11 protein-coding genes are annotated in these 14,563 nt (G+C 71.8%); 6 read left to right on the forward strand and 5 right to left on the reverse strand.

The annotated features are described in order from the left end of the window. Positions 1–110 precede the first annotated feature (110 nt). Entirely contained in the window at positions 111–1,613 is a 1,503-nt protein-coding gene (locus OG488_RS34585) for a UDP-N-acetylmuramoyl-L-alanyl-D-glutamate--2,6-diaminopimelate ligase (protein ID WP_329236464.1), read from the forward strand. Here the strand turns inward: OG488_RS34585 and OG488_RS34590 are convergent. Together OG488_RS34590 and OG488_RS34595 are read right to left on the reverse strand one after the other, a co-directional pair. Then, positions 1,595–2,074, reverse strand: coding sequence for a hypothetical protein (locus OG488_RS34590; protein WP_329236466.1), 480 nt, complete (start codon positions 2,072–2,074; stop codon positions 1,595–1,597). The two genes, OG488_RS34585 and OG488_RS34590, sit on opposite strands and share 19 nt — an antisense overlap. A 70-nt stretch (positions 2,075–2,144) precedes the next feature. Next, on the reverse strand, positions 2,145–2,792 hold the full coding sequence (locus OG488_RS34595; protein WP_329236468.1) for an HD domain-containing protein: 648 nt from the start codon (positions 2,790–2,792) through the stop codon (positions 2,145–2,147). Positions 2,793–3,007: 215 nt separating this feature from the next. Here OG488_RS34595 and OG488_RS34600 point away from each other — a divergent pair, with 215 nt between their 5' ends. The 5 genes from OG488_RS34600 (at position 3,008) to OG488_RS34620 (ending at position 10,359) form a co-directional block, all read left to right on the forward strand. Then, a complete protein-coding gene (locus OG488_RS34600) occupies positions 3,008–4,537 on the forward strand; it encodes a carboxylesterase/lipase family protein (RefSeq protein WP_329236470.1) in 1,530 nt (509 codons plus the stop codon). A 180-nt stretch (positions 4,538–4,717) separates the two neighbouring features. Beyond that, positions 4,718–5,851 carry a S1 family peptidase gene (locus tag OG488_RS34605; protein ID WP_329239217.1) on the forward strand — a complete coding sequence of 378 codons (1,134 nt, stop codon included), beginning with the start codon at positions 4,718–4,720 and terminating at the stop codon, positions 5,849–5,851. 326 nt (positions 5,852–6,177) lie between these two features. Further along, positions 6,178–7,164 (forward strand): phosphotransferase family protein, encoded by a 987-nt coding sequence (locus tag OG488_RS34610; protein WP_329236472.1) that lies wholly within the window; start codon positions 6,178–6,180, stop codon positions 7,162–7,164. Positions 7,165–7,352: 188 nt separating this feature from the next. Next, positions 7,353–8,486 (forward strand): DUF1996 domain-containing protein, encoded by a 1,134-nt coding sequence (locus OG488_RS34615; protein ID WP_329236474.1) that lies wholly within the window; start codon positions 7,353–7,355, stop codon positions 8,484–8,486. A gap of 106 nt (positions 8,487–8,592) precedes the next feature. Then, positions 8,593–10,359 carry a galactose-binding domain-containing protein gene (locus OG488_RS34620; protein ID WP_329236476.1) on the forward strand — a complete coding sequence of 589 codons (1,767 nt, stop codon included), beginning with the start codon at positions 8,593–8,595 and terminating at the stop codon, positions 10,357–10,359. Between the two features lie 149 nt (positions 10,360–10,508). On the opposite strand, the gene OG488_RS34625 is transcribed toward OG488_RS34620, so the two are convergent. The 3 genes from OG488_RS34625 to OG488_RS34635 all read right to left on the reverse strand — a co-directional run bounded on the left by OG488_RS34625 (position 10,509) and on the right by OG488_RS34635 (position 14,546). After that, positions 10,509–12,518, reverse strand: coding sequence for a hypothetical protein (locus OG488_RS34625; protein WP_329236477.1), 2,010 nt, complete (start codon positions 12,516–12,518; stop codon positions 10,509–10,511). Between the two features lie 159 nt (positions 12,519–12,677). Continuing rightward, positions 12,678–13,058: a hypothetical protein gene (locus OG488_RS34630; RefSeq protein WP_329236479.1), complete on the reverse strand. Its 381-nt coding sequence runs from the start codon at positions 13,056–13,058 to the stop codon at positions 12,678–12,680. Positions 13,059–13,187: 129 nt separating this feature from the next. Continuing rightward, positions 13,188–14,546, reverse strand: a complete 1,359-nt coding sequence (locus tag OG488_RS34635; RefSeq protein ID WP_329239220.1) for a GH1 family beta-glucosidase — start codon at positions 14,544–14,546, stop codon at positions 13,188–13,190. Positions 14,547–14,563 lie beyond the last annotated feature (17 nt).

A 14,563-nucleotide genomic window follows, 5' to 3' on the forward strand; every position in this document is an offset into this window, starting at 1 on the left:
GCTCCACACCGCACACGCCCGACTTCACCACCGCTGCTTCGGCGCACCGCCGTCGCGGCGTTCCGGCGACGGCCGCACCCCGGCTCGAGCCACCCCTCGAAGGGACCACCTTGAAGCTGAGCGAGCTGCTGGCCGGACAGAACCACCACATCCTCCAGGGCGACCCGGAGAGGGCGCTCATCACGGCCGGAACGGCCTTCGACGTGGACCGGGTGGTGCCGGGATCGCTCTTCATCGCGGTGCCCGGGCACCTGGAGGGCGGGCCCGGCGCGGTCGCGCCCGCGCTCGCGCGCGGCGCGGCGGCGGTCGTCGTGGAGGCCGGCTGCGTGCTGCCCGCGGCGGCGGGGGACGTCTGTGTCGTGCAGGTCCCCGACACCCGGAGCATGGCCGCGGTCGCCGCCTCCCGCTACTACGGCGAGCCGGGGCGGCGGATGGACATGGTGGCGATCACCGGCACCAACGGGAAGACCTCCGTCTCGTACATGGTCGAGTCCGTGCTCAGGATCTCCGAGGGGGCGCGGGCCGGGGTCATCGGCACCGCCGGCAGCCGCATCGGCGACGAGCTGATCCCCATGCCCCGGTCGGTGCTGTCCACCCCGGAATCCCCCGACCTGCAGTACCTGCTGGGGTGCATGCGCGACCGCGGGGTGGGCACCGTGGTCCTGGAGGCGACGTCCATGGGGCTGCTCACGCACCGGGTCGACAGCACCTTCATCGACGTGGGGGTCTTCACCAACCTGAGCCAGGACCACCTGGACGACCACGGCACGATGGACAACTACCGGGACGCCAAACTCCGGCTCTTCCAGGGGCTGTGCGGGCACGCCGTGGTCAACGCCGACGATCCGGTGGGCGCCCGTATCGGCGCGATGATGCCCGGCGCGGTGACCACCTACGCCCTCGACACCGAGGCCGACTACCGGGCCACCGACCTGGTCGTGGACGCCTCGGGCACCCGGTTCACCCTGCACCACGACGGCCGCAAGTACCCCGCCGCGATCCCCGCTCCCGGCAGGTTCTCCGTGTCCAACGCCCTGGCCACGGTGGCGGCCTGCCACACCCTTGGGCACGACCTCGCGGGGCTGGTCGCCGCGCTCGAACGGATGCCTCAGATCCCGGGCAGGTTCGAACGCGTCCTGACCGCCGGCGGGACCTCGGTGATCGTGGACTACGCCCACTCACCGGACTCGCTGAACAAGGTGCTCGGCACCATCCGCGGCTTCGCCCGCTCCAAGGTCATCACCGTCTTCGGCTGCGGCGGCGACCGGGACACCACCAAGCGGGCCGAGATGGGGACGATCGCCGGGACCCACTCCGACCTGTGCGTCCTCACCTCGGACAACCCGCGCAACGAGGATCCCGAGGCGATCCTGGACCAGGTCGTCCCGGGCATCGAGGCGACCGGCACCCCGTACGAACGCCTCACCGACCGCCGCAGCGCCATCGAATTCGCCCTGTCGGCAGCCGGGCCGGACGACATCGTCCTGATCGCCGGCAAGGGAAGCGAGCCCTACCAGATCGTCGGTGACGCGCTGCTGCCCTTCAGCGACGTGGCCACCGTGCGGGAACTCGCCGATGTCCCAGCGCTGCGGACTCAGTCCGCCCTGCGGTAGGTCAGGGCGAAGTCGTGCTCCCACCCGCCGCCGTCGAAACGGACCTCCCAGGCACCGGCGATGGTGTTCCCGTCCTCGCTGAACGTGCCGGTGAACCGCTGGCGGAAGTCCAGAGGGGTGAAGTCGGGTGACTCCCGGGTGAGCGTCCACACCCTGCCGTCGAAGGTCATGGCGTACAGGCGGGCCACGCCACGGGAGTCGAAGTAGTGCTGCGTGTACGAGGCGTTCCCCGGGTCGGCCCGGACGACCATCAGGCCGTCCGGCGCCTCGGGAACCGGAATCTCGGTGCGCTGCACCAGAACCTGGCCGTCCAGGGCCCATTCGAACCAGGTGCGTGCCCCAGGCCCGTCCCCCTCGGGGCCGGGCACCGGCGGCCGGATGTCGGGGAACCGGGGCTCCAGGGTCCACTCACCGACGAACACATCGAGGCGCGCCAGCACCTCTGCCCTGCCCACGGTCATGACGATCACTCCGCTCCGACGCGGTGCGTCCGCGTCTGTCCTCCGGGTACGTCCCACGGCCGGCCTGCTGTCACTCCGGCCACGGCGAATCGAGCACGGTGCGTACGAAGTCCCCGCGTTCGAAGCCGGGCACGTAGTGCTGGAGTACGTCCGCCTTGACGTTGCCGAAGGTCGTCCCCGGCTTCGGCCGGACGCCTTCGGTGAACGCCGCGAGGATCCGCCGCTTGAAGTCCGGGCGCGGATGGAGTGCGACGATCGCGGCCCGGTCGGCGTCGGAGACGTCGTCGTAGCCGATGCCGAGGACGTCGTACTCCACCCCCGCGGTCACCAGCGCCACCTCGGGCTCCATGAAAGCGGGGATGCCCGGCGTGGTGTGCAGGGCGATGGCCGTCCATACCCTCCGCACGCTGTCCTCGGGTACACCGCGGGCCTGCAGGAAGCGGCGGGCCTCGTCGGCGCCGTCCACCTCGAAGCGCCGGCCGCTCGCGTGGAAGCGCTGGCCGAGCCCCAGGTCGTGGAACAGGGCGCCGATGTACAGCAGTTCCGGATCGAAGGACAGATCACGCCGGCGGCCCTGAAGGGCACCGAAGAGATAGACCCGGTGCGAATGGTGGTAGACGAGTTCGCCGGTGGTGTCGCGGACGAGTTCGGCCGCCTCCACGGCGAGCCTCGTGTCCGGCACCCGCACGCCGGCTGCCTGGGAGGGGCCGGTTGTCATCGTGGCACCTGGCTTCCTGTGCGACAGGTCGGGGAGGGACACCTCCAGGATCCGCGCTCCCGGGCGGGCGCTCGCGCCGACAGGCCGTGGATCCGCCGACTGATTCACCTCGCGGATGCGTGGGTGGACACCGTTCAGGTGTTGGCCCCGGTCGCCCCACCGGTGCGAGGCTGACACCGGGCCCCCGGCAGAGGGGCGGGAGCGGGGGAGCGGCAATGGGAGTGTTCACGGCGCGGGCCGGAGTGTTCACGACGCGGGCCGGAGCCGTCACGGGGCGGCCGGCCCCGCGCGATCCCGGAGTGACCGTGCTCCGCGGAATCCCCTACGCCGCACCGCCGTTCGGCGCGGACCGGTTCCGGAGCCCCCGCCCCGCCGCGTCCTGGGACGGAGTCCGGGACTGCGCCGTGTTCGGCCCCGTGGCACCGCAGTCGGCCGAGCTGCCCGGATCGCCGGTCTGGTCCCCGGGGGACGAGGACATCCTCAGCCTCAACATCTGGACCCCGGGCGGGAGCGGGGACGCGCTCCCCGTCCTGGTCTGGATCCATGGGGGCGCCTACGTCTTCGGCTCCTCCGCCCAGCCGGACTTCGACGGCACCGTCCTGGCCGGCCGTGGTCTCGTGGTCGTCACGCTCAACCACCGCCTCGGCTTCGAGGGGTTCGGCCATGTCCCGACCACAGGTGACGCGGAGCCCTGTCCGGACAACCGGGGCCTGCTCGACCAGATCGCGGCACTCCGGTGGGTGCGGTACGACATCGCCGCCTTCGGGGGCGACCCCGCCCGGGTCACGGTGGCCGGACAGTCCTCCGGAGCGACCTCCGTCGCCTGCCTGATGGCGATGGAGGAGGCGCGCGGACTGTTCCGCCGTGCCGTCCTGCACAGCGCGGTGAACGCCTGTGCCACCCCGGAGTCAGCGGCCCGCACCACGGCGGAGGTGGCCGCGGCGGCCGGGGTCCCCGCCACGTACGACGGGCTGGTGTCCGCGTCCCCGAAAGCGCTCGTCGACGCCTCCGACCAGGTGGCCGAGCACTACCGGAGCGATCCCGGATCGGGGCCGCGCCACTACGATCCGGCCATCTACGGACCCGTGGCGGGTGTGGCAGGGCTGCCCCTCGACCCTCTCACCGCCCACGCCGCGGGGACCGGCCGCGAGGTGGACCTGATGGTCTGCCACACCGGCGAGGAGTACTGGCTGCTCGACGCCGTGGGCAGCTGCGCGAAGGTCACCACCGAGGAGCAGCTCGCCGTGTTCGCCTCCGACCACCGGCTCCCGCGATCCCTGCTGGACGCCTACCGGGCGCTGATGCCAGGGGCCTGCGTGAACGAGCGCTACCTGGCTGTGTACGGGGACATGCTGTTCGGCGAGTACAGCAGCAGACTGGCGGAGTCCCACGCGCGGGCAGGTGGCAGGGCCTACCTCTCCCGCTTCGTCCGGCAGCGCGGCGGCCGGGGGGAGCGGGTCAGGGCCTGGCACTGCGCGGACATCCCGTTCGCCTTCGGCACCGTGGACGACGAGAGCGTCCACTTCCTGCTGGGAGGGCCGCCGGGCGCCGCGGACCGCGACCTCGCGAGGCGGATGACGCAGGCGTGGGCGGACTTCGCCGCGACCGGTGATCCCGGCTGGCCGCAGGTCGCATCCGGTGGCGCCGTACGGATATGGGACACGCGGCCCGAGGGGACCCGCGGTCGGTGGGACGCCTTCCGGTCGCCCTGGCGGGCCGCCGGACTCCCGCTGCTCGCACCCTGATCCCCTCGGTGGGCGCGGGAACCCGCCCCGGGGTGTCATTGGCATGGACCTGCCTGTCGAACTGGACTACAGTCCGGAGCGGCACTTCTGAGAGCGCTCTCAGACGGCTCTCGGATGCCTCCTGTTCCACCCCCACGATGCTGGAACAACAGAAGGGGCACTCCCTTGAGACACACGACGATGGTGCGGACGGGTCTCTCCGCACTGCTCATGATGGGCACCTGGGCGGCTGTCGGTCCGATCCAGGCCTCCGCGGCGGACTCCCCCTCCTCCGCCGAAGCGCAGGCCTCCGCCGGGATCATCACCGCCATGCAGCGGGACCTCGGGCTGACGAAAAGTCAGGCGGAGGCGCGGCTCACCGCCGAGAAGGCGGCGACGTCCCTGCAGGGGAAGGCGAGCGGGGCGGCCGGGGCCTCGTTCGGCGGCTCCTGGTTCGACGCGGAGAGCGGCAGGCTCACGGTCGCCGTCACGGATCCAGCCAAGGCCGGTGACGTCAGGGCGACCGGCGCGCGGGTCCAGGTGGTCGACCACACCGCCCGGGAGCTCGACGCCACCAAGAAGCGACTCGACGCGCTCTCCGCGCCGAGCGGCGTCAGCAGCTGGCACGTCGATCCCCGGGCGAACAGCGTCGTCGTGAACGTCGTCGCCTCCGAGCAGGGTGACAACGATGTCCGCACATTCGTCGCGAAGGCGCGCAAGGCGGGCCCCGTGACGGTGAAGCAGACCGCTGAGGCTCCGCAGACCTTCGCGGCGGGGACGGTCGGTGGCGACCCCTACTACACCGGCAACGTCCGCTGTTCCATAGGCTTCTCGGTGCACGGCGGCTTCGTCACGGCGGGCCACTGCGGCCAGGCCGGCGGAGCGGTCAGGGGCTGGGACGGCTCGGCCATCGGCAACTTCCAGGGCTCGTCCTTCCCGGAGAACGACTACGCCTGGGTGAACGTGGGCAGCGGCTGGTGGACCGTCCCGGTGGTCCTGGGCTGGGGCACCGTCTCCGACCAGCTGGTCCGCGGCTCCAACGAGGCCCCGATCGGCGCCTCGATCTGCCGCTCCGGCTCCACCACCCACTGGCACTGCGGCAACGTGCTCGCCAAGAACGAGACCGTGAACTACAGCCAGGGCGCCGTCCGTCAGATGACCAAGACCAGCGTGTGCGCCGAACCGGGCGACTCGGGCGGCTCGTTCATCAGCGGTGACCAGGCGCAGGGAGTCACGTCCGGCGGCTGGGGCAACTGCAGCAGCGGCGGCGAGACCTGGCACCAGCCCATCAACGAGATCCTCAACCGCTACGGCCTGACGCTCCACACGGCCTGACGCTCCACACGGCCTGACGCTCCACACGGCCTGACACTCCACTGGGCCCGAGGCTCCACAGGGCCCGACCGATGGTCCCCGCCGGGTCCTGGTGACCCGGCGGGAACGCGACCGGTCTGCTGCGGCAGCAGGGTGGCCCCCTGCCGCAGCAGACCTCGGCCGTCCCGGCCCCCGGGCCTGCCCGGGCGGGGCATCCTGTCGGATCATTGCGGGCTCATGTGCTCGTGCGCGCACGTCTCGTCACCCGGGCGTCCCGGCGGCCGTCCGGGCCGACGGGGTGCCACGTGCCGATGTCCGCCCGCCGAGGCTCCGGGTAGGTTCTGGGGATGCGTGCACGGGTGGAGCCGGAGGACCTGTCGGGGCTGGTGGGCGACGCTCTGGGGGCGGGATGCCGGATCGTCGGGGTCGACCGCCTGCGCGGCGGGAGCAGGAAGGGCGTGTACCGGGTCAGGCTTACCGGGAGCGCGCCGGCGAGCGTGATCGTCTACAGCTGGGCGGACGAGGAGAACTTCTGGCCCGGTGCTGCCGGCGGCGATGCGAGCGACCCGTTCGCGCCCGCTTCCGGGCTGGTGCCGTTCCTGGCCGCGCGGCGCAGGCTGGACGAGATCGGGGCGCGCGTTCCGCGCCTGCTGTGGGCGGACGACACCGAGCGGCGCCACCCGGCGGACGTCGCCGTGGTCGAGGACGTCGCGGATGGCACGCTGGAGGCGCTCCTCGCATCGGAGCCCGGTCGCGCGAGAGCGGTCCTGGACGACCTGGCGCGGACCCTGGGTCTGATGCAGCATCACCATGCTGCGCGCTACGGCAGGGTGGACCTGCTGGAACGGGGTGGCGTCGCCCTCGGAACCTCCTGTGAACAGCTGGTTCTCGACCGTGCCCTGCGGGACGTCGACGAGGTGGCGGAGCGGGACGCCAGGATCGCGGCGGTGCGCGGCCGGCTCGTCGACCGGCTGCGGGAGCTTCGGGCGCAGGTGATCCCGCGTACCGCGTACGGACTGATCCACGGGGAGCTCGGCCCCGACCACGTCCTGGTGAGCCCGGCGGGGCGTGCCGTCCTCATCGACATCGAGGGGCTGATGCACTTCGACGCCGAGTGGGAGCACGTCTTCCTCCGCCTCCGCTTCCGCCGGCACTACGAGGCGCTGTCGCGTCCCGGCCTCGACCCCCGCCGCCTCGCTCTCTACGCCCTGGCGGCCCACCTCTCCCTGGTCGCGGGGCCCCTTCGTCTGCTCGACGGCGACTTCCCGGACAGGGAGTCCATGCGGAGGATCGCCGCACACAACCTCAGCGAGGTGCTGACTCTGCTCCCGTAGAGGTGTCGCCCAACTCCCGTCGTGACAGCTGTCGTTCATCAACTCTTGACATGTTCTCAGCCGCGACGTAACACTGTCACCGCTTGGGAGAGCGCTCTCCCAGATTTCCGGACGACGCGCCGTCCAGCTCCACTCTCCCCCCACCGCGCACGCGACGTGCGCGGATGCAGAGCAGCACGGAGGTCCGCATGACCGAAAGACTCAGCAGAACGTTCCTGGTGTCCGCGCTCGTCGTCGCCACCGCACTGGCCCTGGTCGTCATGGGGTTCACGGCGATCACCCGCGCCGGTGACCCCGTGGCAGGGGCGGCCCCCGAGGCCGCCGGTGCGCCGGCCACGGCTTCGCACGTCATGAACGGGACACAGCAGATGCAGGGCCACGCCATGGCGGCGGCCGACCCCGTCCCGTCGGGTGACGACCCCGACGGCGACGGCTACATCCCGGCGGACCCGCCGGTCACCGGGGTGGTGCCGTCGACCGAGATCCCGCCCCACCGGTACTTCCACGAGTTCCAGGCGAACTGCTCGGTGAACCACACCGGCTCGGTCGACCCGATCGTCTACCCCGGCCAGACCGGAAAGTCCCACAACCACACCTTCATGGGGAACGACACCACGGACGAGAACAGCACCACCGCCTCGCTCGGAGCGGGCGGCACCGCCTGCAAGGCGCCCGGTGACCTGTCCGCGTACTGGATGCCGACCCTCTACAAGGGGGACCAGGAGATCCGCCCGGTCGGTCCGCAGACCATCTACTACAAGGCGGGTGTCACCGACTACCGCACGGTGCGGCCGTTCCCCGCGGGGCTGCGCTTCGTCGTCGGCAGCCCGACCCAGACGGCCGAGGAGTTCCGCGACCACCCGGGCATGGTCGAGGGCTACGAGTGCGGCGAGAGCTACCACAACTACGAGTTCCCGGCGAGCTGCCCGACCAGCCCGGACACACAGCTCAACCTGCGCATGCAGGCGCCCAGTTGCTGGGACGGAAAGAACCTCGACACCCCGGACCACAAGGCACACATGGCCTATCCCGTCGTGACGGGGGCCAACCAGGACGTCTGTCCCGCCAGTCATCCCGTCGCACTGCCGATGATCGAGTTCAAGATGGCGTGGCCGGTCAACGGAGACATGTCGCAGGTGAGGCTGGCCAGCGGCACGGGCCACTCCTTCCACTACGACTTCTTCAACGCGTGGGACGAGCCCACGCTCGACGCCATGGTCGGCCACTGCATCGTGGGCGGTCTCCAGTGCGACGCCCGGGGCTACGACCAGAACAACCCCGACAAGGGTGCCGCCCTCGACGAGAACTACGAACTTCCCTGACCTTCCCCCGCTCTTCCCCGTGGGCGCCCCACACCCACGAGGGAGAGCGCTCTCTCCCGATCTCCCCACACTCCCCCACCCCCCCCCACGAGGAGCTGTCCCGCACATGAAACTCCCAAGCCTCACCCCCTCGGTCCGCGGCCGCGGACGGACGACGTCCCGTCTCGCCGTCGCCGCCCTCGTCGTCGCGGGAGCCGCCGCCCTGCCCGTACCCGCCGCTCAGGCGGCCGGAAGCGTGGTGAAGGTCGAGGGCTCACAGGGCGCCTGGAAACTGACCGTCGACGGCTCGCCGTACACCGTGAAAGGGCTGACCTGGGGCCCGTCCGTCGCCGATGCCGAGACGTACATGCCGGACGTCAAGTCGATGGGTGTCAACACCATCCGGACCTGGGGCACCGACGCCACCACGAAACCGCTGCTGGACAGCGCGGCCGAGCACGGCATCAAGGTCGTCGCCGGCTTCTGGCTCCAGCCCGGCGGTGGCCCCGGAAGCGGCGGATGCGTTGACTACCTCACGGACACCGGCTACAAGAACGACATGCTCGCCGAGTTCCCCAAGTGGGTGGAGACCTACAAGGACCATCCCGGCGTCCTCATGTGGAACGTGGGCAACGAATCCGTGCTCGGCCTGCAGAACTGCTACAGCGGTGACGCCCTGGAGCAGCAGCGCGACGCCTACACGACCTTCGTGAACGACATCACCAAGAAGATCCACGCCGTCGACGCCGACCACCCGGTCACCTCGACCGACGCGTGGACCGGCGCCTGGCCCTACTACAAGAAGAACGCGCCGGACCTCGACCTGTACGCGGTGAACTCCTACGGCGCCGTCTGCGACATCCGCAAGACCTGGGAGGACGGGGGCTTCGACAAGCCCTACATCGTGACCGAGGGCGGACCCGCGGGCGAGTGGGAGGTGCCGGACGACGCCAACGGTGTGCCGGACGAGCCGACCGATGTCGCCAAGGCGGAGGGATATGACAGGGCGTGGCAGTGCGTCACGGGCCACACCGGGGTGGCGCTCGGCGCGACACTGTTCCACTACGGCACGGAGTACGACTTCGGCGGTGTCTGGTTCAACCTGCTTCCGGCCGGCCAGAAGCGGCTCTCGTACTACGCCGTGAAGAAGGCGTACGGAGCGGACACCTCGGGCGACAACACACCGCCGGTCATCACCGGCATGAACGTGGACAACGCCTCGGCCGTCCAGGCCGGCAAGCCCTTCACCCTCAAGGTGTCGGTCTCCGATCCCGACGGTGACCCGTTGACGCACCAGGTGCTGTTCGGCAGCAAGTACGTGGACGACAGCTCCCAGCTCAACGACGCGCGGTTCACGGACAAGGGTGACGGCACCTTCGAGGTGACCGCTCCCGACCGTCTCGGTGTGTGGAAGGTGTACCTGAAGAGCTCGGACGGCAAGGGCAACGTCGGCATCGAGACCAAGTCCTTCCGGGTCGTCCCGCCGCAGGTCGGCGGCACGAACGTGGCGTCGGGGAAGCCGGCCACCGCGTCCACCTCCCAGCCGGACGGCACCGGCTGCCCCTGCGCCGCGGGCAACGCCGTCGACGGTTCGTTCGACACCCGCTGGGCCAGTGACTGGGCCGACCAGCAGTGGATCCAGGTGGACCTCGGAGCGAAGACCCCGTTCGACCACGTGCAGCTCGCCTGGGAGGCCGCGTACGCCAAGGGGTACACCGTGCAGACCTCGGACGACGGCCAGGCGTGGACCACCGTGCACACCGTCACGGACGGCAACGGCGGCATCGACGGCATCGACGTCACCGGTGACGCGCGCTACGTACGGGTGAACACCTCCGTGCGCGGCACACCGTGGGGCTATTCGCTCTACGAGTTCGGCGTCTACCGGAGCTGACCGCCCGCTGAGCCCGCCGCACCGTCCCATTCCCCGCTGTCGGTGCGGCAGGAACGTCCGCGGCGGGCCACGGACCACCGTGGCCCGCCGCGGACCGGTGTGTGCGGGAGGCGGGGATCCGGTCGGGCGGTCGTGCGGGTGAGGCCGTGTCACCCGGCCGAGGACATCGTCCCGCCGTCGCGCAGTTCCGCGTCCACCCGGAAGGAGGAGCCCCGCGGCGCGCGGACCGCCAGCGTCGGGCCGTCGGCCCCTCCGCGTACGGAGCCCGCCACCTCGATCCGCTTCACGGCGCGGCTCCCGGCCGCGAGCACGTACCAGGAACCGGTCGGCGACCTCCAGTGGACGCCGGCGACCACGTGCTGGCCGAAGCGGCTGCACAGGGCCGTGTTCCGGCGGTCGGACACCACCTCGGCCCGTGCGGTGGGGGACGTGGCCGGCTCGGCGAACTGCACCAGGACCCGGCCCGGCCCGCTCCATGTGTCCGCCCTGGTGCACACCCAGTCCGCGCGGGAACGGGTGCCGGGCAGCGGCTGCTCCGCGAACTGCCAGTTGTTCACGGCCCGCACCCCGGAGTGGCGCAGTCCCTCCAGCGAACAGGCGGTACGGGCCCAGCCCGTCAGGGCCTCGGGACCCGTCGCCTCACGCGGCTGCCTGGCAGGGGCACCGGCTCCGGGCTTCGGGGTGTGGGTGAGGTGAACCGGGGCGATGTCGCCCAGATCCGTGACGAGGAAGGCGTGCTTCTCCACGATCCTCTCCGACGACCGCAGCTGCATCACCGGCCAGGACAGGCAGCCGCCACCCTCCTCCGGGCGGGGCACCGACGCCGTGATCCCGTCCCCGTCGACACCCAGCGCGCGTGCCGGCATGTCAGGTGCGAGCAGGTCGCGCGTCGTCGACTCCGCCACCCAGGGCGCCAGCAGATACCGTGCGGAGGCGGCGGTACGGCTGACGGCGAGCGCCGCCGCCGTGGTGACGTCGGCGTCGTCGACCCGGGCGAAGTCCAGGGCGGGGGAGCCCTTCCCGGAGAGCGGCTCGGCGTACCGCACGACGCGTACCCCTCCGTCGTGGAACAGCACCACGGCCTCGCCGCCCAGTTCGCCCGCGAACAGCAGGCGTGGAGGCTGGGCGGGTGGTACGACGGCGGTGCCGGGGGTCGTCGTGACGGTGGCGTCCGCCGGGGGACCGGCCCAGCTGCCGAGGGCCCGCTCCAACAGCTTCCGGTCGTCGGTCCGGCCACCCCGCGGCGGCCAGGCGCTGAAGTCCACGCGCGAGGTGTCCGCCCACTGTCCCGGTGCGGTCCGCAGCAGGGCCGCGGGATCGAGGGCGCCACCCGGGACCGTCACGCGCGACGCGGGGAACGGGCTCCGGGAGCCGCCGGTCCCGGCGTCGGCCGAGAGCGCGAGACCGCCGCCCGAGACCGCGAGAAGCACCAGGGCGGCCGCGCCGGCCCGCACCCGGTGCCGGCGCCGCAACAGGTCGCTGGGGCGCGTCTGCACGGTGCAGGGATCGAACTCGTCCGAGCGCAGCATGCGCCGGACGCGGTCGTGGTCGTTCCCCGCGACGTGCGCGGCCGCGCGTACCGATGCGGCCGGGTCGCCCACGCCCGCCTCGGCCAGCAGGGCCCGGGTGCCGTCGTCGGACAGCGACTCCAGCAGGCGCAGGCCCAGGGCGGCGCGGACGGGCGCCGGAACATCCGCCAGGGCCCGGTCCAGGGCGAATTCGTCCATCCCGCCCGCGCGGGGGAAGAGACGGAGCCCGCGTACCACCGGTACCGAAGGACGGAGCGCCGACGGTGCGGGCACCCGGCCCGGCCACCACCGGGGCCTCCGCCCGTACGCGAGCGAGATACGAACGACCCTCAGACGCACGCCCGCGTAGGCGGCCGTGTGCGGGCCGTCGCCCGGTGAATCCCCCGACCGCGGAGCGGGAACGCCTTCCGCGCCGCTTCCTGAGAGGGGACGGGCGTCACCGTGCAGGGCCCGTTGCACCGCTGCGTGCGCGGCGAGCACCCTGCGGTGCCGGCCGAGGGACGGCGGTAGCGTCAGATAGGCCAGGCGGACCAGGCGCGGGTAGTGCTCGACGAGGGCTGCCTCGGCCTCCTTCACGCCAGGGCGTGCGCCGTGACCGAGGATGCGAAGCGGCGAGGGATGGAGCGGCATGGGGATGGTGCCTTCCGAGCCGTGGGCAGAGAACCGTCACTCCGGCAAACGAGCCAATCGTGTGACGGTCACATCGGCCTCGCCGCCGCCGCGCTCCGTGCACGGTTCCCCGTACGGCACGGCCCCGCACGGCTCAGGGCGCACAGGCCCCCGACCGCGCTAGAGGGACTCCTCCGGGCCCTCGTCACCCGAGCTCAACTCCTCGGCCCGCAGCGCCAGATCCTGCAGCACATCGGCCGAGGTCACGTCCTCCTGCCCGGAGTCGTGGATCTGCGCGAGGGCGATGAAGGCCAGGGTGAACGCGCCGACCAGCTGCTCGACGGCGCCACCGACCTCGCGCCCCACGAGGGCGGCCATCTCCTCGACGGTGGCGTCGGAGGGGATGGCGATGTGCGGCATCGTCTCGTTGAGCAGCGTCGTCACCATGTTGCCGCCCGCGTCCAGGTCGCCACCACCGTCGTCCTCCTCGGCGTGGCGCTGCATCTCGCCCGCCTCCGTGAGGATGCCGATCACTCGCTTGAGGACTTCGCTCTGCTCCATACGGCGAGCATAAGCGCCGGACCTCCCGCCCTTGATCGCGCTCCGGCGGTGTGCCGAACGGCACAGCCCCCGGTCACCGGCGGGTGGACCGCCGGTGACCGGGGGCTGTGCCGTCGCCCCGGGAAGAGCTCAGGCCGTCTCGAGGGACCTGCGGGAGGAGAGTTCGCGGATCAGCTCCGCGTAGCGCCGCCCGCTGCTCTTGACGGTCCGGCGCTGGGTCGCGTAGTCGACGTGGACCAGGCCGAAGCGCTTGTCGTACCCGTACGCCCACTCGAAGTTGTCCAGGAGCGACCAGGCGAAGTAGCCGGCCAGCGGCGCGCCCCTGCGGACGGCGCGGGCACAGGCGGCCAGGTGCTCCTCGAGGTACCGGGTGCGCTCCGGGTCGTGCACGGAGCCGTCCTGCCCGACGACGTCCCGGTAGGCCGAGCCGTTCTCGGTGACGTAGATCCGCTCCGCGCCGTACTCCTCGGTCAGCCGCATCAGCAGCTGCTCCAGGCCCGCGGAGTGGACCTCCCAGTCCATGTGGGTGTGCCGGGCGCCGGGCAGGTGGATCTGCCGGGCGTGGGGGACGGGACCCCGACTGTCCGCGGTGACGATCTGGCGGAAGTAGTAGTTCAGTCCGAGCCAGTCCAGGGGTGCCGCGATGGTCTCCAGGTCGCCCGGACGTTCGGGCAGCTCGACGCCGTACAGGTCGAGCATGTCCTGCGGGTAGCCACGGCCGTGGACGGGATCCAGCCACCAGCGGTTGATGTGGCCGTCGGCGCGTACGGCGGCGGCGAGGTCGGCCTCGCTCGCGCTCGCGGGCTCGATCGGGCTGAGGTTGTTGACGATGCCGACGCGGGCGTCCGGGGACTGCGCCCGGATCGCCCGGACGGCGAGACCGTGGCCGAGGTGCAGGTGGTACGAGGCGCGGACGGCGGCCGTCAGGTCGGTCAGACCCGGCGCCATCTTCCCCTCGAGATGGCCGATCCAGGCCGAGCAGAGCGGCTCGTTGAGCGTCGCCCAGTCCTTCACCCGGTCACCGAGGCGCTCGACGACGACGGAGGTGTACGCCGCGAAGTGCTCGGCCGTCTCGCGGACGGTCCAGCCGCCCCGCTCCTGGAGCGCCTGGGGGAGGTCCCAGTGGTACAGGGTGGCGAAGGGCGTGATGCCGGCTTCCAGGAGGCCGTCGACCAGCCGGTCGTAGAAGTCGAGACCGGGTTTGTTCACGGGCCCGTCGCCGCCGGGCACGACGCGTGGCCAGGCCACCGAGAAGCGGTAGGCGTCGACGCCGAGCTGCTTCATCAGCCCGATGTCCTCGGGGACCCGGTGGTAGTGGTCGCAGGCCACGTCACCGGTGTCACCGTTGTCGACGGCGCCGGGGGTGCGGGAGAAGGTGTCCCAGATCGAGGGGGCGCGGCCGTCCTCCGCCACGGCTCCCTCGATCTGGTACGCGGCCGTGGCGACGCCCCAGGTGAAGTCGGCCGGGAGGCCGGCGAGGTCGTTCACTGACTGCCTTTCGTTGT

This window comes from Streptomyces sp. NBC_01460, assembly GCF_036227405.1.
GTDB lineage: Bacteria > Actinomycetota > Actinomycetes > Streptomycetales > Streptomycetaceae > Streptomyces.